This window comes from Weissella uvarum (assembly GCF_016908785.1).
In the GTDB taxonomy this organism is placed as follows: Bacteria; Bacillota; Bacilli; order Lactobacillales; family Lactobacillaceae; genus Weissella; species Weissella uvarum.
In genome coordinates, this window is sequence record NZ_JAFBEO010000007.1 from 59,388 (window position 1) to 80,915 (window position 21,528).

Annotated in this window: 19 protein-coding genes; all 19 read left to right on the plus strand. The window is 41.5% G+C overall.

Features of this window, described 5'->3' with window-relative positions; translation table 11 throughout:
• Positions 1-40 precede the first annotated feature (40 nt).
• Positions 41-817 (plus strand): triose-phosphate isomerase, encoded by a 777-nt coding sequence (gene tpiA, locus JOC36_RS07850; RefSeq protein WP_205145939.1) that lies wholly within the window; start codon positions 41-43, stop codon positions 815-817.
• Positions 818-924: 107 nt separating this feature from the next.
• The gene (gene eno / locus JOC36_RS07855) at positions 925-2,259 is read left to right on the plus strand and encodes a phosphopyruvate hydratase (protein ID WP_205145940.1); all 1,335 of its coding nucleotides are present in this window, start codon (positions 925-927) and stop codon (positions 2,257-2,259) included.
• Positions 2,260-2,404: 145 nt separating this feature from the next.
• On the plus strand, positions 2,405-2,641 hold the full coding sequence (gene secG, locus JOC36_RS07860; RefSeq protein ID WP_205145941.1) for a preprotein translocase subunit SecG: 237 nt from the start codon (positions 2,405-2,407) through the stop codon (positions 2,639-2,641).
• A 91-nt stretch (positions 2,642-2,732) separates the two neighbouring features.
• Entirely contained in the window at positions 2,733-5,090 is a 2,358-nt protein-coding gene (gene rnr / locus JOC36_RS07865) for a ribonuclease R (RefSeq protein WP_205145942.1), read from the plus strand.
• 25 nt (positions 5,091-5,115) lie between these two features.
• A complete protein-coding gene (gene smpB, locus JOC36_RS07870; RefSeq protein WP_205145943.1) occupies positions 5,116-5,580 on the plus strand; it encodes an SsrA-binding protein SmpB in 465 nt (154 codons plus the stop codon).
• Between the two features lie 125 nt (positions 5,581-5,705).
• Positions 5,706-6,386: a uracil-DNA glycosylase gene (locus tag JOC36_RS07875; protein ID WP_205145944.1), complete on the plus strand. Its 681-nt coding sequence runs from the start codon at positions 5,706-5,708 to the stop codon at positions 6,384-6,386.
• Between the two features lie 79 nt (positions 6,387-6,465).
• Complete coding sequence (gene pta, locus JOC36_RS07880; protein ID WP_205145945.1) at positions 6,466-7,443, plus strand: phosphate acetyltransferase; 978 nt, start codon at positions 6,466-6,468, stop codon at positions 7,441-7,443.
• A gap of 79 nt (positions 7,444-7,522) precedes the next feature.
• A complete protein-coding gene (tsaE, locus tag JOC36_RS07885; protein WP_205145946.1) occupies positions 7,523-8,008 on the plus strand; it encodes a tRNA (adenosine(37)-N6)-threonylcarbamoyltransferase complex ATPase subunit type 1 TsaE in 486 nt (161 codons plus the stop codon).
• Complete coding sequence (locus tag JOC36_RS07890; protein ID WP_205145947.1) at positions 7,992-8,510, plus strand: GNAT family N-acetyltransferase; 519 nt, start codon at positions 7,992-7,994, stop codon at positions 8,508-8,510. The genes tsaE and JOC36_RS07890 overlap by 17 nt, the downstream gene beginning before the upstream one ends.
• 3 nt (positions 8,511-8,513) lie before the next feature.
• Complete coding sequence (locus JOC36_RS07895; RefSeq protein WP_205145966.1) at positions 8,514-9,053, plus strand: 3'-5' exonuclease; 540 nt, start codon at positions 8,514-8,516, stop codon at positions 9,051-9,053.
• 12 nt (positions 9,054-9,065) lie between these two features.
• Positions 9,066-9,965 carry a UDP-N-acetylmuramate dehydrogenase gene (murB, locus tag JOC36_RS07900; protein WP_205145948.1) on the plus strand — a complete coding sequence of 300 codons (900 nt, stop codon included), beginning with the start codon at positions 9,066-9,068 and terminating at the stop codon, positions 9,963-9,965.
• A gap of 30 nt (positions 9,966-9,995) precedes the next feature.
• Positions 9,996-12,062 carry a Na+/H+ antiporter gene (locus tag JOC36_RS07905; RefSeq protein ID WP_205145949.1) on the plus strand — a complete coding sequence of 689 codons (2,067 nt, stop codon included), beginning with the start codon at positions 9,996-9,998 and terminating at the stop codon, positions 12,060-12,062.
• Between the two features lie 8 nt (positions 12,063-12,070).
• On the plus strand, positions 12,071-12,904 hold the full coding sequence (gene cdaA, locus JOC36_RS07910) for a diadenylate cyclase CdaA (RefSeq protein WP_205145950.1): 834 nt from the start codon (positions 12,071-12,073) through the stop codon (positions 12,902-12,904).
• Between the two features lie 3 nt (positions 12,905-12,907).
• A complete protein-coding gene (locus JOC36_RS07915) occupies positions 12,908-13,891 on the plus strand; it encodes a CdaR family protein (protein ID WP_205145951.1) in 984 nt (327 codons plus the stop codon).
• 8 nt (positions 13,892-13,899) lie between these two features.
• Entirely contained in the window at positions 13,900-15,258 is a 1,359-nt protein-coding gene (gene glmM / locus JOC36_RS07920; RefSeq protein ID WP_205145952.1) for a phosphoglucosamine mutase, read from the plus strand.
• Positions 15,259-15,331: 73 nt separating this feature from the next.
• Positions 15,332-15,649, plus strand: a complete 318-nt coding sequence (locus JOC36_RS07925) for a hypothetical protein (protein WP_205145953.1) — start codon at positions 15,332-15,334, stop codon at positions 15,647-15,649.
• 295 nt (positions 15,650-15,944) lie between these two features.
• Positions 15,945-17,243: a dihydroorotase gene (locus JOC36_RS07930; protein ID WP_205145954.1), complete on the plus strand. Its 1,299-nt coding sequence runs from the start codon at positions 15,945-15,947 to the stop codon at positions 17,241-17,243.
• A gap of 14 nt (positions 17,244-17,257) precedes the next feature.
• Complete coding sequence (locus JOC36_RS07935) at positions 17,258-18,340, plus strand: carbamoyl phosphate synthase small subunit (protein WP_205145955.1); 1,083 nt, start codon at positions 17,258-17,260, stop codon at positions 18,338-18,340.
• Entirely contained in the window at positions 18,333-21,509 is a 3,177-nt protein-coding gene (gene carB / locus JOC36_RS07940) for a carbamoyl-phosphate synthase large subunit (RefSeq protein WP_205145956.1), read from the plus strand. Before JOC36_RS07935 ends, carB begins: the two co-directional genes overlap by 8 nt.
• Positions 21,510-21,528: the final 19 nt, after the last annotated feature.

Sequence of the window (21,528 nt, forward strand, 5' to 3'; positions counted from 1 at the left end):
AATGCTATAATAATGGTATTAATAACGACGAGGTGGAAATATGGAACGGCGACCAATTGTCATGGCAAATTGGAAAATGAATAAACAGCCCAACGAAGCAATTGCATATATTCAAACTGCTGCCAAAGCTGTGGCAAGTTACCCGGATGTAGAGCCGATTTTAGCTGGCCAGGATGTATTGTTGCAAAGTATGGTTGATGCAGCTGAGGATACAACCATCGAAATTGGTGCTGAAAATGTTTACTGGAAAGAAGAGGGCGCCTATACCGGAGAAACTAGTCCTAAAGTTGTGGCTAATTTGGGCGTGCAATATGTGATCATCGGCCATTCTGAACGCCGCAATTATTTCCGTGAAACAGATGAAATGGTGAATTTAAAAGCTTTAGCTGCTTTACGTAATGGGTTGAAGCCGATTATTGCACTAGATGAAACCGTTCAAACGGAATCAAATAATGCGCATATGCATTGGATTGTTAACCAAGTGATTGAGGCGCTAAAAGGGGTCTCAAAAGATCAAATGCAGTCAGTCGTCTTGGCATATGAACCCACTCAAGCGATTGGTAGTGGTATGGCAATGGGACCAGAACAAGCTCAAAAAGATTTGTACATGATTCGTGAGACCGTGTCTGATATGTTTGACGCTAAGGTTGCTGAACAATTGCGGATTTTGTATGGTGGATCAGTAAAGCCAGAAAACGCATATGCCATCATGCGTCAGAGAGATATTGATGGGGTTTTGGTTGGTAATTCAGCTTTGGATCCGGATAATTTTATTGAATTGGTCAAGTTGGCGCATCAAGCTAAAAAAACCAAATAGTTCCCCAGTAAAAGCCGTGTGCATAGTTAGTGATATATGTTACAATTAGAAACGTACAGAACTAAATGGGTTCTAATTAATTTTCGTTAAGAACAAGGAGAACAACAATGTCTGCAATTACTGATATTTACGCTCGCGAAGTGTTGGATTCACGTGGAAATCCTACTGTTGAAGTTGAAGTTTATACTGAACTAGGTGGATTTGGTCGTGGTATCGTTCCTTCAGGTGCTTCTACTGGTGAACACGAAGCCGTTGAATTGCGTGACGGTGACAAGAACCGTTTCGGTGGTAAGGGAACTTTGAAGGCTGTGGAAAATGTTAACAAGACCATTGCTAACGAACTACGCGGCATGGAAGTAACTGACCAAGTTGCCTTGGACAATGCTATGATTGCTTTGGATGGTACTCCAAACAAGGGTAAGTTGGGTGCTAACGCTGTCTTGGGTGTTTCAATTGCCGCTGCACGTGCTGCTGCTGATGAATTGGAAACACCTTTGTACAACTACCTTGGTGGATTCAATGCGAAGGTTTTGCCAACACCAATGATGAACGTTATTAATGGTGGTGCACACGCAAGCAACGATGTTGATTTCCAAGAATTTATGATTATGCCTGTTGGGGCTAAGTCAATTGCTGAAGCTGTACGTATGGGATCAGAAACTTTCCATGCTTTGCAAGCTTTGCTTAAGGAAGCTGGTCACTCAACTGCTGTTGGTGACGAAGGTGGATTTGCTCCTGACTTCAAGTCAAACTCAGAGCCTTTCGAATTCTTGTTGAAGGCGATTGAAAAGGCTGGTTACAAGCCAGGTAAGGATATTGCGATTGCCTTTGACGTTGCTTCATCAGAATTCTATGATGCAGATCGTGGTGTTTATGTCTTAGCAGGAGAACCTGACAAGAAGGAATACACAACTGATGAATTCATCGACTACTTGGAAGCTTTGATTAACAAGTACCCAATCATCTCTGTTGAAGATCCTTTGGATGAAAACGAATGGGATGCATGGGTTAAGTTGACAAACCGTTTGGGTAACCGTGTCCAAATCGTTGGTGATGACTTCTTCGTAACTAACACACAATACTTGAAGAAGGGTATTGAGATGGGTGCTGCCAACGCTATTTTGATCAAGGTTAACCAAATTGGTACTTTGACTGAAACAATGGACGCCATCGAAATGGCTAAGGAAGCTGGTTACACAGCTATCGTTTCACACCGTTCAGGTGAAACTGAAGACACAACAATTTCTGATTTGGTTGTTGCAACCAACGCTGGACAAATCAAGACTGGATCAATGTCACGTACTGACCGTATCGCTAAGTACAACCAATTGATGCGTATCGAAGATTTGTTGGGTGAAGATGTTGCCCAATTCAAGGGAATTAACAGCTTCTACAACATTGATAAGGCTGCTCGCGAAGCAGTTACCAACTATGTTGGCTAATTAAATCAATAAGATTAAAGGTGATGGGGGATTCGTTTTTCCATCATCTTTTTTTGTGGCCCGAATTTGAGTTATTAGGTAAGTTATGATATTCTAGTAAAGTATATTTATCAAATAAAAGTAATTCAGAACGGAGGCGCCAAGTATGTATAATATGTTGTTGATTGCAATGATTATTGTTGGTTTGTTGATTATTATCGCGGTTTTGATGCAACCATCAAAGCAACAAGATGCTTTATCAGCACTATCTGGTGGCGCAGGTGATTTGTTTGCAACGCAAAAGGCACGTGGATTCGAAGCAGTGATGCAACGAATCACTGGAATTTTGGGTGCAATTTGGTTTATTTTAGGTTTGGCATTAGTTTACCTATCATCACACTAAACCGATTAACATAAAGACCTCTCGTGTTTTGTAGCGGGGGGTCTTTATTCGAATATGGACAAAAATGATTAAAAGAGAAGAGAGATTTTAGATGGCAGAAAACAATTTACAAAGCCAGTTATATGGATTTTTAAAGGCAAATCCAAGCCAGGCTTTTTCCGCACAAACTTTGGCGGATGGACTGCATTTACCTGGCGATAACGCGTTTACCAAAGTCGTACAGGCTTTAGCAGCACTTGAACGCGATGAAAAAGTTCGTGTGAACGATCAAGGCGAATTCCAATATAATGCCCAAAAGGAAGGTAGCATTGGCGAGTTTAGAGCTAATGAACGTGGCTTTGGTTTTATTCGTTATGACGAAAATGAAGATGATATCTTCGTGAACCCTGATAACACGATGTTGGCGCTCCAAGGGGACCAAGTTCGTGTCAAAATCTTAAATAAGGGCGATGGGGCTGGTAGCCGTGGCCCTGAAGGTCAAGTTGTTGAAATTATGAACCGGGCGCGTGAGCAAATGGTTGGCGAATTCAAACTTGGCTCAGAATATGCCGGCTATATTGGTCAAATTGTGTTAACAGATAAAAAGTTTTCAACATACGAGTTCTTGGTCAAAGAAGGTGGACAAACTGCTTCGGATGGCGAAGTTGTGGTCGCAACAATTGATCAATATCCAACTCCTGAAAAGCCAAAGCAAATGACGGGAACCATTGTTGAGAAGATTGGTTATAAGGACGAACCAGGCGTCGATATTTTACAAATTGTCTATAATCATGATGTGCCACACGTGTTCCCTAAAGATGTTTTGGAACAAGCTGAAGCAATTCCAGATCATGTTTTGGACGAAGAACGTGAAGGCCGTGAAGATATTACAGACCAACCATTAGTAACTATCGATGCCATTGAGTCAAAGGACTTGGATGATGCGGTGACGGTTTGGCGGATGGATAATGGTAATTTCCATTTGGGTGTGCATATTGCGGATGTGTCGCATTATGTTCCAGAAGGTTCTCCTTTAGATCAAGAAGCTTACAAGCGTGGTACATCAGTTTACTTAACTGACCGGGTGATTCCAATGTTGCCACGTAATATTTCAAATGGGATTGCTTCTTTGAATGAAGGAGTTGAACGTTTGGCTATGTCAGCGGAAATGGAATTCACACCAAAGGGTGAACTCGTTAACCATCGGCTTCATCGCTCAGTGATGCGTTCACATGCACGGATGACTTATAAAGCAGTTAATGAAATTTTAGACGGGGATGAAGAAACACGTGAAAATTATCGTGAATTAGTTCCAATGTTCGAAGATATGCAATTGTTGCATAATGCATTGGCTGAAAAGCGGCAAGAGCGTGGTGCAATTGAATTTGATGCCCCTGAAGCTAAAATTATTGTTGATGCTCAAGGTAAGCCAACAGACATTGAATTACGCGAACGTGGTATATCAGAACGAATGATTGAATCATTTATGTTAGCAGCGAATGAAACGGTGGCGATGCATTATGATTTGGCCAAAGTGCCTTTCTTATATCGTGTCCATGAAGCACCTGAAAAGGACCGTGTAGAGAAGTTCTTTGACTTTGTTAAAGCGCTCGGATGTCCAGTTAAGGCCGACCCTGAACACGTTAAGCCTTCTGATTTCCAACAAATTCATAGTTACTTTGTCGGTAAACCCGAAGAACAAATGGTTTCAACGATGATGTTGCGTTCAATGCAACAAGCCAAGTATTCTGATCAACCATTGGGGCACTTCGGAATTGGTGCGGATTACTATACTCACTTTACATCTCCAATCCGGCGTTACCCAGACTTAACAGTCCACCGTTTAATTAAGTGGTATGAAAAGGCTGGTTTGGGTGAAGATGCGCAAGCAAAGTATCGTGATGATTTACCAGTGATTGCCGAAGATACGTCTGTTCGGGAACGTCGGGCGGTTGATACTGAACGTGATACTGATGCCATGAAGAAGGCTGAGTACATGGAAGACAAGGTTGGTCAAGAGTTTGATGCCGTTGTTAATGGTGTACTCAAGTTTGGTATGTTCGTTTCACTTGAGAACACAGTTGAAGGGTTAATTCATACATCTAATTTGACGGATGATTATTATGTTTATGATGAATCACATATGGCCCTAATAGGTCGACGTTTCCATCATATTTATCAAATTGGTCAACCAGTTCGTGTGAAGTTGATTCGGGTTGATAAGGAACACAGCGCACTTGACTTTATTTTGGTTGACCCAGAAGCGGCACCAAAGACTGATATAAAGGTCGCAGATGATCGCCGCGGGGCTCATGGTAACCAAAAGGGTGGCAATAAAGATTATAAGAAAAATACGCAACATAATCGGGCGCGCCAAGGCCAAAAACATCAAAACGGCGCCAAGCCAAATGACCATCGGGCACCTAAGCGTGGACAGGGACAAGGCGGCCAACGTTCTCAACATAAGTAAATTTTACTAAAGTGGAGGGATGAAGATGCCCAAGAAGAAAAAAGTAACAGATGATGCTTTAGCGACTAATCGAAAAGCGCGTCATGATTACAATATTGAAGAGACTATGGAAGCCGGCATTGAATTGACGGGAACCGAAATCAAATCAATTCGAGCTGGTAAAATTACCATTGCGGATGGCTTTGTGCAAATGCGTCAAGGACAAGCTTGGTTAGAGAATGTTAACATTAGTCCTTTTGAACAAGGTAATCAATTTAACCATGAACCATTGCGGTCAAGGCGCTTGCTCTTACACAAGCAACAAATTCGCCAACTTGAGGCTCAGGTTTCTCAAAAGGGTAAAACAGTTGTACCGTTGAAAGTTTACCTTAAACGCGGTTTTGCGAAGGTATTGATTGGTGTGGCAACTGGAAAACATAATTATGACAAACGTGAAACGCTCAAGCGTCGTGATCAAGAACGCGATTTACAACGAGCGATGAAGCGTTAACAATGGGCTCCTTTAAGGAGCCTTTTTTGTATAAAAATGATTTACAAACTTAAGTTTGACTATTATAAAGATATTCGGCACGATAAAGGTAATTAAAAGGAATTTTGGAAGGATTGGAACTAGCAATGGCGGACTTTTTTGATACGGATTGGGCGGAACCTTTAGTACGGGCTTTGCCTAATCAATACTTTGAACAAATTACTAATTTTTTAACCCAAGTTTATGCACAAGAAACGGTCTATCCATCTCGGGATCATGTTTTTGCAGCCTTGGAGCAGACGAGTTTAGCGCAAACTAAGGTAGTGTTACTCGGGCAAGATCCTTACATCAAACCTGGTCAGGCACAAGGCCTAAGTTTTTCAGTGCCAGCTGATTTTCCATTGCCACCGTCATTACGAAATATTTACCAAGAATTACAAGATGATTTACAGCAAGGCCATCCCGCAAATGGGGATTTACATCCATGGGCGAAGCAAGGCGTGTTGCTGCTAAACACAGTTTTGACAGTGCCGGCTGGTCAATCTAATGGACATGCCGGACTAATTTGGGAGCCCTTTACGGATGAAGTGATTCGTTTGGTAGCTGCTAAATCAGAGGCAGTTGTGTTTGTGCTTTGGGGTAAACCAGCCCAGAAAAAAGCTAACTTGATTCAAGGCCCAAATAATTTGATTTTAAAAGCACCTCATCCTAGTCCTTTGTCTGCTTATCGTGGCTTTTTTGGATCAAAGCCGTTTAGTCAAACCAATCAGTTTTTGCTTTCAGCCGGTCGTCAGCCAATTGATTGGGTAAATGGCAACCAATCTTAAAAGCAGTGGCATAATTAATCGTAAATGTGAGATAATAGAATCAGTGAATTAAGAGATGAAACACATTTTGGAGGCCAAGATGGAACTTTTTGAACAATTATCACAGTCAATTAAAGGTCAAGGAAAGCGGATTGTCTTTCCAGAAGGTAATGACCCACGGATTCAAGGTGCTGCTGCGCGTCTAGCACAAGAAGCTTTGGTAGAGCCAATTTTGCTTGGTGATCAAGCTAGCATCGAAGAGGTTGCCCAAAAGAACGGGGTAGATTTACAACTAGTTCGTGTCATTGACCCTGAAAGCTATGATGCTGATTCTTGGGATGAAATGATTGATGCCTTAGTTGAGCGCCGCAACGGTAAGACCGATGCAATTACTGCTGCTAAGTGGCTTAAAGATGTTAATTATTTTGGAACGATGCTCGTTTATTTGGGACTAGCAGATGGGATGGTTTCTGGGGCGACACATCCAACGGGTGATACAGTCCGTCCAGCCCTACAAATTATTAAGACTAAGCCAGGCTCATCACGAATTTCAGGTGCATTTGTCATGCAACGCGGTGAGGAACGTTATGTATTCGCTGATTGTGCGATTAACATCGATTTAGATGCGCAAACCATGGCCGAAGTGGCTGTTCAATCAGCTGAAACAGCTAAGGTATTTGGCATTGATCCTAAGGTAGCGATGCTTAGTTTTTCAACTAAGGGTTCTGCTAAAGCTGAACAAGTTGATAAGGTTGTTCAAGCAACGCAAACTGCTAAAGAAATTGCGCCAGATTTGGCGATTGATGGGGAACTTCAATTTGATGCGGCTTTTGTTGATTCAGTGGCTGCCTCTAAGGCACCTGATTCACCAGTCGCTGGGCGTGCTAACGTCTTTGTTTTCCCTGATTTGCAATCAGGAAATATCGGCTATAAGATTGCACAACGTTTAGGTGGCTTTGAAGCGATTGGACCTGTTTTGCAGGGACTCGCTAAGCCAATTTCTGACTTGTCACGTGGTGCCAATGAAGAAGACGTTTATAAGGTTGCTATTATTACAGCAGCACAAGCGCTTGATTAATTTGATTTTGAAACTAGTGCATCACTAGGTGGTGGCGCTAGTTTTTTGTATTTATCGAAAAAATGATATACTTAACGTTATGATAATAAATAGTAATTCGGTCGAGGAGACCCAAAATTTAGCCCAAGCTTTGGCACGAGTGATTACCCCAGGAACGACAATTTTGCTCAATGGTGATTTAGGTGCGGGCAAAACAACTTTTACGCAAGGTTTTGCACGGGAATTGGGCATTAAGCGCCCGGTTAAGAGTCCAACATTTACACTAGTTCGTGAGTATCAAACCCCAGCTTTTATGTTGTATCATCTGGACGTCTATCGACTAGGTGAAGAAGGTGGTGCTGAAGATCTTGGGCTATCGGAATACTTTAATCCAGATAGCGTTGCCTTAGTTGAGTGGTCAGAATTTATTACAGATGATTTGCCTGATGATGTGTTAGTGATTGATTTATCACGAATTGCAGGGGATGCCACAGAGCAACAAAGACAAATTGAGCTTTCAGCAACCGGGCCTCATTCACAGCACGTGTTAGACCAGTTAGGAATTGATGATGGAACTAGGAATTAGACTGGCTACTGGTGCCGATAGTGGACGAATATTAGAATTATTAAAGCGTTTATCAGAAGAATCCGATACATTTTGCATTGCGCAAGATGTGGCCAAAGTTGATGAGTTGAGCCAAGCCCAAAATATTGAAATGATGCAAGCAACTCGTAATAATTTGATGTTAGTGGTGGCTGATAATCAAGATCATTTATATGGGATTGCAACTGCGGTAGAGTTAGTTGATTATCCTGGAATGGCTGAGATTGGCTTAGCTATTTTGGCAGATTATCAAGGCTATGGGTTAGCACAAGCGTTATTAGCCGATTTGGTAGATTGGGGCGAAACCTATAGTCAACTGACGCAATTGGTGTTAACTGTTCAAGTACGCAATGCGGTTGCTTATCATATTTATGAAAAGTTTGGTTTTCAGGAGTTGACCGATGCGCAATGTCAGGTGCTAAGGCCTGAGGAAACACCGTACGAAACGGTTGAAATGCAATTGAATTTAAAGAAGGAATCGTGAATGATGAACTTTATTGCAATGGATTTTGAAACGGCAAATAGTAAGCGCCACAGTGCAGTGTCGTTAGGGATTGCAGTGGTTCGCGATAATCAAGTTGTCGATGAATTTTATAGTTTAATTAAACCAGATTGGGATATTAATTTTGATGCTCGAAATACCCGGATTCATGGGATTACGCCTGCTATGGTAGCTGATGCACCAGATTTTCCGGCGGTATGGCAACAAGTTCAGCAATTTTATACGCCTGATCAATTAGTGATTGCGCATAATGCACCATTTGATAATAGTGTTTTAAAAGCAAGCCTATTACATTATGGTATGCAGCCAGCTCATTATTTATCACTTGATACGGTTAAGACATCACGGCGACTATACCCAGAATTGCCTAACCATAAATTAAATACAGTGGCTGATGCGCTACAAATTCAATTACAACATCATCATAATGCGTTGGATGATACGGTAGCCGCTGCCAAAATCCTTGTGCGTGAAGCAAATGAATTCGGGGTATCAGAAATTAAGCCCTTAGTGAAAGTAATTTAGAAAGGTTCAGTTATGCAAGAAACTAATTTTATTCAAGCCTTTCCAGGCTATGAGTTTAAGCAAAATCAAGCGTTATCAGCTTATACCAATACCCGGGTTGGTGGACCGGCAGATTGGATTTTTTGGCCAAAAAATAATGATGAATTGCGTGAAGTGGTCGCTTACGCGCATCAAGCCGATATTCCGGTAACAGTGTTAGGAAACGCATCTAATCTAATTATTTCTGATCAGGGGTTAACTGGTTTAGTGATTTTCTTAACGGAACTAACAGAGCTTACTGTGGATACAGATGCGAAAACAGTCACTGCCGCAGCTGGGGCAGCTATTATTGATGTTACACAATTTGCCTACGAACATGGTTTGAGTGGCCTAGAATGGGCAGCTGGTATTCCAGGGTCAGTCGGAGGCGCTGTATATATGAATGCGGGAGCCTATGGTGGACAAGTTGATCATTGTTTAGTTGGCGCAGATGTGTTGACACCTGATGGTGAGCTTAAGCATTATTCAAATGCAGAATTAGATTTTGGATATCGGCATTCAGCTGTACAAGCGACCGGTGAAGTGATTATTAGTGCTACTTTTGCTTTGGAAAATGATGATCCTGCACAAATTAATGCGCGGATGGAAGACTTCAATGAGCGCCGTGCTAGCAAGCAACCGTTAGAATATCCATCATGTGGATCAGTGTTTAAACGACCTGAAGGGCACTTTGCTGGGAAGTTGATTATGGATTCTGGCTTACAAGGGTTCCAAATTGGAGGCGCCCAAGTTTCAACCAAACATGCTGGTTTTATTGTGAATAAAGGTGATGCTACGGGGGCGGATTATGTTGCTGTAATTCATCACGTTCAAGATGAAGTTAAGGCACAATATGATATTGCACTGGAACCAGAAGTACGGATTTTAGACTAACATGGCACAAACAAAAGGGGGATTTCGGCAATGCTGATTTTAGAAACGATAATCGGATTGGCATTATTAGTCGTGATTGCGAATGTCATTTCGCATTTTATTCCTCGCGTACCAGTTAGCTTAATTCAAATTGCCCTAGGGTTGTTTGTAGCCTTGGCCTTTGGCGTAAAAATTGATTTAGACAACCATTGGTTTATGTTGCTGTTTGTTGCACCATTATTGTATTCAGATGCTTGGAACTTCCCTAAAAGGGAACTGTGGGAGTTACGTGGCCCAATTTTTGGGAATGCCATTTTACTGGTATTTTTAACGACATTAATTGGTGGTTATGGTATTTATTTAATGATACCAGCCATGCCGTTATCGGTGGCGTTCGCCGTAGCTGCAATTTTGTCGCCCACTGACCCAGTGGCTGTGGCTTCAATTAGTCAACAAACGAAACTACCACCAGCGCTGATGCATCTGGTAGCAGGAGAAAGTTTAATTAATGATGCCAGTGGTTTGGTTGCTTTTAAATTTGCTATCGCTGCTACGGTGTCAGGGACTTTTTCACTCATTCATGCCACAGGTGATTTTTTCTACATGACGATTGTTGCCGCGCTGTTAGGAGCCATCTTAGGCACACTGGTGAATCGACTCCAAGCATGGTTGCTAAAAGAACAGGCAACAACGGCAGTTGTGAGTGTGGTAACTAATATATTAACGCCATTTTTAATTTATATTGCTGCAGAAAGTTTGCACGCATCGGGAGTGATTGCCGTTGTTATTGCTGCGATTGTTCAGAATTTGCAGCTTAAAGATACTGGGCCGACTGGTGGCGAGTTTTATTTAGTAAATCAGACTACGTGGCGTGTCTTTAGCTACGTGATGAATGGCTTTATCTTTATCTTGCTTGGTGTTGAATTACCCGTTGCAATTAATATCCATCTTGATGGTACACATCTGGTTCCCTTTACGACCTTAATGCTATATGCCTTTTTGACTTGGTTCTTATTGTTTGCGATTCGTGTGGTTTGGTCATATTTAAACCAAATTTGGGAACGTCGACGCGTCAAAGATACGCCGCTATCATTTAAAAATGCGGTAATGGCTGGATTAACGGGGATTCGTGGTGCTGTGACGATGGCCGGAGTGTTATCGGTACCTTTGTATGTTAATTCTGGGGCACCGTTCCCAGCACGGAGTATGATGTTATTTATCGCTGCGATGGTGATTGTGTTGTCGTTGCTCGCAGCAGTAATTTTTCTACCATTGTTTGCAAATTCAAGTAAGAATGGTAAGACAAAAGTTAATCAACCTGATGTGGCCAAATATATGTCTGAACCACGCGCGCACATTTATGTGTTGCAATCGGCCGTGCATGATTTGGAAGGTGAGTTAAAAGAATCAAACGCGAGCGTTGTTTATGAAATTTTGACGAATTATTACATTAAAATTCGACGATTACAAGTGAAATCACTTAAAGCCAATAAACTACAAAAAATTCTACAAACTGAATTGCGCTTTCGAGATATGGCGCTAATGGCGCAACGTAAGGCTTTAGACGAATTATTAAAAACACACCAAATCAGTCAATTAGTTTATGACAGTGAAAGTCGTCGTCTGGATCGAGTAGAAGACGATTTAAGTCAAACCTTGCAGAGCCAGACCAAACGCAAGGGCCGTTTTAATCTAGAACATTTGATTCGACGTGGCCTTAGAGCTTTGCGCATTTGGTTGAGTCATAATGACTCAGACCAATTACGCGCTGAATACGCCTTATCTGCTAAGACGTTGGCCCAAGCTGGTTTGGATGCAATGCAAGATTATCAACAAGCGCATGGTGATGAACTCGGACGCACTGAATTAACAGCAATCAAGCATATGAAGGTATTGTTCCATTCGTTGCTTAATCAGCAAAAAAAGCGGGTTAAAACAGTTAATTCAAAATCGCCCCATGCTTTGCAACAAGAGTTGTCATTAAAAGGTTATACGGCGCAACGTACGGCCTTAGAGCATCTCTATCAAGCGGGCTTTATCAATGATAAAATAGCTTTGAAGATTCGTCAGGATATTAATTTAGACGAAGCTAGTTTTTTAGCACAAGATCATGAGTAGAGGTAATTATGACACAAATTTTGGACTTTATTGGGAACATAAAATTAACACAAGTCATTGATGTGCTAATTGTTTGGTGGCTAATTTACCGTTTATTTATGCTAATTCGGGGAACTAAGGCGATTACACTATTACGTGGTGTTGCCATCGTTGTGATCGTTAAATTGGTCAGTTGGTTCTTTGATTTAAGTACAATCTCTTGGTTAACCGATCAGATTATTAATTGGGGTGTGATTGCCTTAGTTGTGATTTTCCAACCTGAAATTCGACGTGGGTTGGAACACCTTGGACGATCAGCTTTCTTTAAAAATCACAAGAATGATCAAGATGAACGGCAATTTATTAGTGATTTGGATGAAGCCATTCAATATATGTCAAAGCGTCATATTGGGGCCTTGATTTCGATTGAAATGGAAACAGGTTTAGAAGAATATATGGAAACGGGGATTAAAATTGACGCTGAAATGAGTAGTCAGCTGTTGATTCAATCCTTTATTCCGAATACGCCTTTGCATGATGGGGCGGTGATTATTAAGGATATGCGATTAGCCGTAGCTGCTGCATATTTCCCACTTTCAGATAATCCAACGATTCCAAAGGAATTGGGAACTCGGCACCGAGCTGCTGTTGGAATTTCTGAAATTACAGATGCATTGACAATCGTTGTATCTGAAGAGACTGGTGGCGTAACGATTACGCGAAATGCTGAATTGATGCAAGATCTTTCACGAGAAGATTACATGAAGTACTTGGAGCGTCAATTGTTGCCTAAGCCTAAAAATACTGATGAAAATATCGTTACTCGATTTTTGAATGCAGTTAAGCCTGGGAAGGAGGACTAATTGATGAATAATAAGTTAAGTAAATTAGGTTATTTGTTAATCAGTTTAGTCTTGGCAATCCTGTTGGCTGCATATGTTAATGAACAACACGATAGTCGTATCACGCGGAACGCACAAAACCGTTCATCGACTGAACGTAGTTTAGATGGTCGCGCGATTGGTTTAGTGCCAACAAAGAATGCCACTTTCTCAGTGCCATTGCAGTTGAGTGGCATCAATATTGACAATTATTATGTTAGTGGTGCCCCTGAAAAAGTTGATATTACTGTTTCTGGATCATCTGCTTTAGTGACCTCTGCTAAAAACACTAAGAATTTCCAAGTTTATGCTGATTTGAAGGATTTATCAGAGGGTGATCACAGAGTAAAGTTACGGGTATCCGGCATTAGTGGAGATTTAACTTATAAGTTGAACCCCAGCACAATTAATGTAAATATTGCCAAACGTGCAGTGGCGAATTATTCAGTGCAGACTAAGTTTGATCATAATGCGATTGCTGATGGTTATCATGCTGGGAAGCCGAACTCGTCCGTCGAGAATGTTGAAGTCATGGGGACGGCTGAAGCTGTGAATACAGTGCAGAGTGTGGTTGCTAATTTGCAAGTACCACGTGATACCAAGAGTGATTTGCGTCAAGATGTGACGTTACAAGCACTAGATGCGAATGGTAAACCGGTTAATGTGAAAATTTCACCACAAGTTACAACCGTGCAATTAGCTGTTCATAGCGGTGAAGGTAGCCGTCAGGTACCAATCAAAGTTAAGCCTAAGAATGGTGATGTTAAGCAATACCGGATTAACGTGGACAACAATGAAGCCACTGTTTATGGTAAAATGAAGGATGTAGACCAGGTCAAAACGATCGATGTTCCCATTGATTTAAAGAATATCAAAAGCGAACAGGTCCTAAAAGTTAAACTAAATGCAGGTAAAAATGTCACTGTGAAACCAACGACTGTTGAAGTTCAAGTGACACCTAAGGAGTAGAAGTAATTATGGTTGATTTACATTATTTTGGAACTGATGGCGTGCGGGGCATTGCCAATAAAGAATTGACTCCCGAACTGGCTTTCCGCTTGGGACGAATGGGCGGTGCAGTTTTAACGCGTCATGCTGAAAACCGGCAAGCGCGTGTCATCGTTGGTCGTGATACACGAATCTCAGGTGAAATGCTTGAATCTGCTTTGGTAGCAGGTTTGCTATCAGTTGGGATTGAAATTTTGCGTCTTGGTGTGATTTCAACACCAGGTGTTGCTTACTTAGTGCAAGCACAAAAGGCTGATGCTGGAATTCAAATTACGGCATCACATAATCCAGCTGAAGATAACGGTATTAAGTTCTTTGGTTCAGATGGTTTTAAGTTATCAGATGAATTAGAAGGTGAAATCGAACAATTATTAGATGCACCAGTTGATGAACTGCCACGTCCAGCAGCTGAAGGGCTTGGAACGGTTTCTAACTTCCCTGAAGGTGGTGGAAAGTATCTATCATATTTGCAAAGTACAATTCCCGATGATTTAACTGGTATGCACATTGCGATTGATGCTGCGAACGGTGCTACTTCTGGTTTGGTTACAAACTTATTTGCTGATATGGGCGCTTCATTTGACACGATGGCAACTAATCCTGATGGATTAAATATCAATGAAGGCGTTGGTTCAACGCATCCGGAAGCGATTGCTAAATTTACAGTTGAAAAGGGTGCCCAAGTTGGTTTGGCCTTTGATGGTGACGGAGACCGTTTAATTGCTGCGGATGAAAATGGAAACATTGTTGACGGAGACAAAATTATGTTTATCACGGGAAAGTATCTCGCTGATAATGGTCGTTTGAAGCAAGACACAATTGTTACGACTGTGATGTCAAATATCGGAATGTATAAAGCAATGGAAGCCAATGATATGAAGCCGGTTAAGACAGATGTCGGTGACCGGTATGTCGTTGAAGAAATGGTTAAGTCAGGTTATAACCTAGGTGGTGAACAATCAGGACACGTTGTATTCTTGGATTGGGCGAACACAGGAGATGGTCTATTAACAGCGCTTCAATTGCTACATGTTATGAAGGCAACTGGTAAGCCATTATCTGAATTGGCAGCTCAAATGACGAGTTACCCACAGGTTTTGATCAATGTACAAGTTCAAGATAAGAAGGCAGCTTTAGAGAACCCAGAAATTCAAGCTATCATCAAGCAAGTTGAAGATGAAATGAATGGAAATGGACGCGTTTTGGTTCGCCCTTCTGGAACACAAGATTTGCTCCGGGTGATGGTTGAAGCACCAACTGACGAATCAGCGCAATCATTTGCACAACGGATTGTTGATGTGGTTGAACAAACTGTTGGTGTTAATTAAGTTGAAGTATCAAGTGTAGAAAAATGAACCGGGTCTTGGCTCGGTTTTTTTAATAGAGTTGTGAGGAAAAATAATGTCAGTAGCAGGATATCAAACTTTAGATATCATCGAAGAAGTAACCCGCTTGGATGGTACAAAATATAAAGAAATTGGCAACTTATTGCATAACGGACAAGCTGAATATGCAGCGGATCAGGGGATGATTCAAGAAGTTCGAATTTTAAAATTGAATATTCCGCATTCAACCAATGTCCAAAAGTATGAAAAATATGTTAACGAGAATTTTGACATCCCAGCCGAAGTCGCGATTCCAGAGTATCAAGAGTGGACACGGACGCCAGAAATGGATGCAGTGGTCCAACAAATTTTGGTAGAAAACAAAGTCAGTTAATTAAGTGTTTAGTAAAATGTTTTACTAATTAAAATTAAACCGTTAAATGTTTACTAGAAGTAAAAATAGTGTTATATTAATTTAAGCGATGAAATACCTTTTAAAGATAGTCCAGAGAGACTAGTAAGGGTTTGGTTTTGAAATTAATCGATGTTTACGTATGTAAAATTTGACGATTAACAAAGGCCGGAAACCTTACGTTTCCGGCCTTTTTATTTTGGCCAAATCAAGAACGGTAAGATCAAGCATGCCTAAAGGATTGTCGTTAAATTAACTAGATTGGTGGAAATATCAAATGGCAAGTTTAAAAATTAAGAATGCCCGAGTTATTCAACATGATAATGAACTTACACAGACGGATGTTGTTATCCGTGATGGCAAAATTACTGAAATGGCACCTAAGTTAATGGTTAAAACTGATCGGGTAATTGATGCGCACGGTCAACTATTGATGCCAGGTTTAATTGATGTGCATGTGCATTTTCGTGAACCAGGTTTCGAATATAAAGAGACCATTGCAACAGGATCAAAGGCGGCGGCGCGCGGTGGCTTTACAACGGTTTTAGCGATGCCAAACTTAAATCCAGTGCCAAGTACGGTTGAAGCCTTTAAGCAAGTCCAAGCGCTTAATCAAGCGAATGGTGTAATTAATGTTGAACAATATGCAGCAATTTCAGATGGCCTAACTTCTGAGACGGTTGACGACATGCAGGCTCTTGCCCAAGCCGGAGCCATTGCTTTTACAAATGATGGTAAGGGTGTGCAAAGTGCGAAAACAATGCGTGATGCTATGGCTGCTGCCAAAGAAGTTAATCGTCCATTAGTAGCGCATGTGGAAGATGAAAGTTTGGTTGATGGTGGTGTCATGAACTTGGGGGCGCGGTCAGCAGAATTAGAATTACCAGGGATGGACCCATTAGGTGAATCTGCACAATTGGCACGTGATTTGGTTATCGCCAAGGCAACGGGCGTGCATTATCATGTTGCGCATATTTCAACCAAAGAATCAGTCGAATTGGTACGTATTGCAAAACAACAAGGGGTAGATGTGACAGCCGAAGTATCACCACATCACTTGTTGTTAGATGAAAATGATATCGACGGAGATAACGCATTATTTAAGATGAATCCACCTCTTCGGACATCTGAAGATCGAACAGCGGTTGTAGCAGGTTTGCTAGATGGGACGTTGGATATGGTTGCAACTGACCATGCCCCACATGCCGTAGAAGAAAAGGAACGTTCATTTGTGGGGGCGGCCTTTGGGATTACAGGAATCGAAACAAGCTTCCAATTACTTTATACCCATTTGGTACGTTCGGGCATTGCCACAGTTGAGCAATTGGAACAATGGATGGTTAAAAATCCAGCACAGGCCTTTAATTTGGACGCGCCGACAGCTGTTGCGGTCGGACAAAAAGCCGATTTGGCTTTGTTTGATATTGACCATGCTCATACCATTACTGCCGACGAATTTGTTTCAAAGGGAGTAAATTCACCATTTATTGGTGCCACAATTTACGGACAAACAAGTATGACGCTTATGGATGGTGAAATTGTATATACAGCTGCACCATCAGTCGTTAATGAATAATCAAAGGAGCACACATGAAACGCTATCTAGTTCTTGAAAATGGATCTGTTTATACCGGGGAGGGTTTTGGTTCAACAAAGCCAGTTACCGGAGAATTAGTTTTTAATACGGGAATGACTGGTTATCAAGAGTCAATTACCGATTTGTCATATCATGGTCAAATTTTGACTTTCACTTATCCACTAGTGGGTAACTATGGTATCAACCGTGATGATTTTGAATCATTTAAGCCCGCTGCTACAGCGATTGTGACGCATGAAATTGCACGACGTCCTTCAAACTGGCGTTCACAAATGTCAATTGCTGAGTGGGCTGAACGTAATGATTTGCCAGGAATTACTGGTGTTGATACACGCGCATTGACTAAAGAACTACGTGATTATGGTGTCTTGAAAGCAACATTGGTCGATGAGGTGACAGAAGATACTGTTGCCAATCTGAAGGCACAGACATTATCAAGTAACCAAGTAGCTGAAGTTGGTAGTAAAAATATGTACGTTAACCCAACCGATGGTGTCACAATTGCGATGATTGATTTTGGTTTGAAAAATTCAATTTTGCGTGCCTTGGCTCGTCGTAATGCGAATGTAATGGTGTTCCCAGCTACAGTCGACGCAAAAACAATTCTTGATGCTGCACCAGATGGCGTTTTACTTTCAAATGGGCCTGGTGATCCAGAGTCAGTTGAAGGGATTCAAGAAGTCATTCGTGAGTTAGAGGAACAATTGCCATTGATGGGAATTTGCTTGGGACATCAATTGTTTGCACTTGCTAATGGTGCTAAGACCAAGAAGATGAAGTTCGGACATCGTGGTTTTAACCATGCAGTTAAGGACTTGCAAACTGGAAAAACGAATTTCACATCCCAAAATCATGGTTACATGGTGGATGGTGATTCAATTCCAGGCACTGACTTAGAAATTACGCAATATGAAATTAATGATGAATCAGTTGAAGGCTTGCGTTTGAAGAATCATCAAGCCTTCTCAGTTCAGTACCATCCAGATGCCGCGCCAGGTCCTCATGATGCTGAGTATTTGTTTGATGAATTTCTAGCCATGGCAGCTAAGCACAAGGAGGAACAGACACATGCCTAAACGCCAAGATATTAATAAGATTTTAGTAATTGGTTCTGGTCCAATTGTGATTGGACAAGCTGCCGAATTTGACTATTCAGGAACGCAAGCCGCAATGTCTTTGAAAGAAGAAGGTTATGAGGTTGTATTGGTGAATTCAAACCCAGCCACGATCATGACTGACAAGGAAATTGCTGATGAAGTTTATATCGAACCTTTGACATTAGAATTTTTGGAACGTATTTTGCGTAAGGAACGTCCTGATGCAATCGTGCCAACTTTGGGTGGGCAAACTGGTTTGAATATGGCTAAAGAGTTGTCTGAATCTGGTATTTTAGATGAATTAAACATTGAACTATTAGGGACGAAACTTTCAGCCATTGAAGAAGCGGAAGATCGTGAAGAATTCAAGGCGTTGATGGATCGTTTGGATGAACCGGTTCCAGAGTCAACGATTGCCACAACGGTCGATGAAGCGGTTGCTTTTGCCGATGAGCATGGATATCCAGTGATTGTACGCCCAGCTTACACACTTGGTGGAACTGGTGGTGGAATTGCCAATAATTATAATGAATTGGTTGAAATTGCTGAAAATGGGTTAGAACTTTCACCTGTAACTCAAGTTTTGATTGAACGTTCTATTGCTGGATTTAAAGAAATTGAATTTGAAGTTATGCGTGATGCTGATGATAATGCTTTGATTGTTGCTTCAATGGAAAATTTTGATCCCGTTGGTATCCACACTGGAGACTCAATCGTTGTCGCACCAGTGCAAACATTGTCGGATCGTGAATACCAAATGATGCGTGATGCAGCTTTGAAGATTATTCGGGCCTTAAACATCGAAGGTGGCGTTAATATCCAAATGGCTTTGGACCCAGCGTCATACAAGTATTACATCATTGAAGTGAACCCACGTGTTTCACGTTCTTCAGCCTTAGCTTCTAAGGCCACGGGTTATCCAATTGCTAAGATGGCTGCAAAGATTGCAGTTGGCTTGACTTTAGATGAAATTACTAATCCGGTTACCGGAACCACAATGGCTGAATTTGAGCCTGCATTGGATTATGTGATTGTAAAAATTCCACGTTGGCCATTTGATAAGTTTGTTTCAGCGGATCGTCGCTTGGGAACCCAAATGAAGGCAACTGGTGAAGTCATGGCAATTGGGCGAAATATCGAAGAAGCAATGAATAAAGCGGTTCGCTCTCTTGAAATTGGGGTTACTGGTTTAAATGATATGCGTTTTGAAGGTACAACTGATGCTGATTTGTTAGATGCATTAATGCCTGCTCGTGATGACCGTCTCTTCATGATAGCTGAGTTGTTACGTCGTGGTGTGTCTCCTGAGACAATTCATGATCGAACAAAGATTGACTTGTTCTTCTTAGATAAGCTATTGCACATCATTGAAATTGAACAAGCCCTCCAAGCAAATGTTGGCGAAGTTGATACCTTAGAATTAGCTAAGCGCAATGGCTTTGCTGATAAAACGATTGCCGAAATCTGGGGTAAGACAGAGCATGAAGTGACAGAGTATCGTCAACAACATGGTTTGTATCCAGTTTATAAGATGGTTGATACAGTTGCTGCTGAATTCGAATCACAAACACCATATTTCTATTCAACTTATGAACAAGTGAATGAATCAGAAAAATCTGATCGTGAGAGTGTGTTAGTGCTTGGTTCTGGTCCAATCCGGATTGGTCAAGGGGTTGAATTTGACTATGCGACTGTTCACGCAGTTAAGGCCATTCAACAAGCTGGCTATGAAGCGATTATTATGAATTCAAATCCTGAGACAGTTTCAACTGATTTCTCAGTTTCTGACAAGCTTTATTTTGAACCACTAACCTTAGAAGATGTGATGAACGTAATCGATTTGGAACAACCAATGGGCGTTGTTGTGCAATTTGGTGGACAAACAGCAATCAATTTAGCAGCACCGCTTGCACAACATGGCGTAAAAATCTTAGGAACTAGTGTTGAAGATTTGGATCGAGCAGAAGATCGTGAAGAATTTGACCAAGTGATTAAGCAATTGCAATTACCACAACCAGTTGGTAAAACAGCGACGACAGTGCAGGGGGCAATTAATGCCGCTGAAGAAATTGGGTATCCAGTGCTAGTTCGTCCATCATACGTTTTAGGTGGTCGTGCGATGGAAATTGTTGCTAATTCAGATGAATTAGTTGATTACATGGGACGTGCGGTACAAGTTTCAAATGATCATCCGGTTTTGATTGACTCATACCTAGTGGGACAAGAAGCTGAAGTTGATGTGCTTTCAGATGGTGAGACGGTAGTTATTCCTGGAATTATGGAACATATTGAACGCGCTGGTGTGCACTCAGGAGATTCAATGTCAGTTTATCCATCACAATCTTTGAGCCAAAAGGTTAAAGATGAAATGGCAGAGGCCTCAATTGCATTGGCCAAGGCCTTAAACACAGTTGGTCTAATGAATGTCCAATTTGTTATTCATGAAAACAAAGCCTATGTGATTGAAGTGAACCCTCGGGCATCACGAACAGTGCCATTTATTTCAAAGGTTACTGATTTGAAGTTAGCCCAATTGGCAACACGAGTGATGTTAGGCGAAAAGTTGGCCGATATGGGATTTGAAACTGGTGTGGTACCAGAGACAAAGGGTGTTCATGTTAAAGCTCCAATTTTCTCATTCACGAAACTCCCAATGGTTGATTCATTGCTTGGACCAGAAATGAAATCAACTGGCGAAGTCATGGGATCAGATACAACGTATGAAAAGGCTTTGTATAAGGCCTTTGAAGCCGCTAATATCAAAATTCCAGAATTTGGTAAAGTACTCTTCACAGTTGCTGACAACGATAAGACCGAAGCACTCGGCCTTGCTAAGCGTTTTGATCAACTAGGCTTTATGTTGGTTACAACTGCTGGAACTGGAAAGTTCTTTGCTGACAACGGATTGCGTGTGGAAGTGCTTGATAAGATTTCAGAATCGGATAATAATGCAGTGACAGCACTGCGCGATGGACGATTGCAATTAGCAATTAACACAACGCAAGCTGACGAAGTTGCCGAAAATGATGGTCGTAAGATTCGAAATGCGGCAATTGAAAATGCTGTACCTTTGTTTACGAATTTGGATACTGTGGCAGCATTGTTGCGTGTGCTTGAAGCACGTTCGTTCGATGTTGAAGCCATGTAAAAATAAGCCGGCCTGGGCC

What these genes read in the sequence shown, in the direction of transcription:
- secG (WP_205145941.1), top strand. Translation starts at nt 2,405, where the DNA reads ATGTATAATATGTTGTTGATTGCAATGATTATTGTTGGTTTGTTGATT.
- JOC36_RS07930 (WP_205145954.1), top strand. Translation starts at nt 15,945, where the DNA reads ATGGCAAGTTTAAAAATTAAGAATGCCCGAGTTATTCAACATGATAAT.
- pta (WP_205145945.1), top strand. Translation starts at nt 6,466, where the DNA reads ATGGAACTTTTTGAACAATTATCACAGTCAATTAAAGGTCAAGGAAAG.
- tpiA (WP_205145939.1), top strand. Translation starts at nt 41, where the DNA reads ATGGAACGGCGACCAATTGTCATGGCAAATTGGAAAATGAATAAACAG.
- smpB (WP_205145943.1), top strand. Translation starts at nt 5,116, where the DNA reads ATGCCCAAGAAGAAAAAAGTAACAGATGATGCTTTAGCGACTAATCGA.
- JOC36_RS07895 (WP_205145966.1), top strand. Translation starts at nt 8,514, where the DNA reads ATGAACTTTATTGCAATGGATTTTGAAACGGCAAATAGTAAGCGCCAC.
- carB (WP_205145956.1), top strand. Translation starts at nt 18,333, where the DNA reads ATGCCTAAACGCCAAGATATTAATAAGATTTTAGTAATTGGTTCTGGT.
- JOC36_RS07905 (WP_205145949.1), top strand. Translation starts at nt 9,996, where the DNA reads ATGCTGATTTTAGAAACGATAATCGGATTGGCATTATTAGTCGTGATT.
- glmM (WP_205145952.1), top strand. Translation starts at nt 13,900, where the DNA reads ATGGTTGATTTACATTATTTTGGAACTGATGGCGTGCGGGGCATTGCC.
- tsaE (WP_205145946.1), top strand. Translation starts at nt 7,523, where the DNA reads ATGATAATAAATAGTAATTCGGTCGAGGAGACCCAAAATTTAGCCCAA.
- eno (WP_205145940.1), top strand. Translation starts at nt 925, where the DNA reads ATGTCTGCAATTACTGATATTTACGCTCGCGAAGTGTTGGATTCACGT.
- rnr (WP_205145942.1), top strand. Translation starts at nt 2,733, where the DNA reads ATGGCAGAAAACAATTTACAAAGCCAGTTATATGGATTTTTAAAGGCA.
- JOC36_RS07935 (WP_205145955.1), top strand. Translation starts at nt 17,258, where the DNA reads ATGAAACGCTATCTAGTTCTTGAAAATGGATCTGTTTATACCGGGGAG.
- JOC36_RS07915 (WP_205145951.1), top strand. Translation starts at nt 12,908, where the DNA reads ATGAATAATAAGTTAAGTAAATTAGGTTATTTGTTAATCAGTTTAGTC.
- murB (WP_205145948.1), top strand. Translation starts at nt 9,066, where the DNA reads ATGCAAGAAACTAATTTTATTCAAGCCTTTCCAGGCTATGAGTTTAAG.
- cdaA (WP_205145950.1), top strand. Translation starts at nt 12,071, where the DNA reads ATGACACAAATTTTGGACTTTATTGGGAACATAAAATTAACACAAGTC.
- JOC36_RS07875 (WP_205145944.1), top strand. Translation starts at nt 5,706, where the DNA reads ATGGCGGACTTTTTTGATACGGATTGGGCGGAACCTTTAGTACGGGCT.
- JOC36_RS07925 (WP_205145953.1), top strand. Translation starts at nt 15,332, where the DNA reads ATGTCAGTAGCAGGATATCAAACTTTAGATATCATCGAAGAAGTAACC.
- JOC36_RS07890 (WP_205145947.1), top strand. Translation starts at nt 7,992, where the DNA reads ATGGAACTAGGAATTAGACTGGCTACTGGTGCCGATAGTGGACGAATA.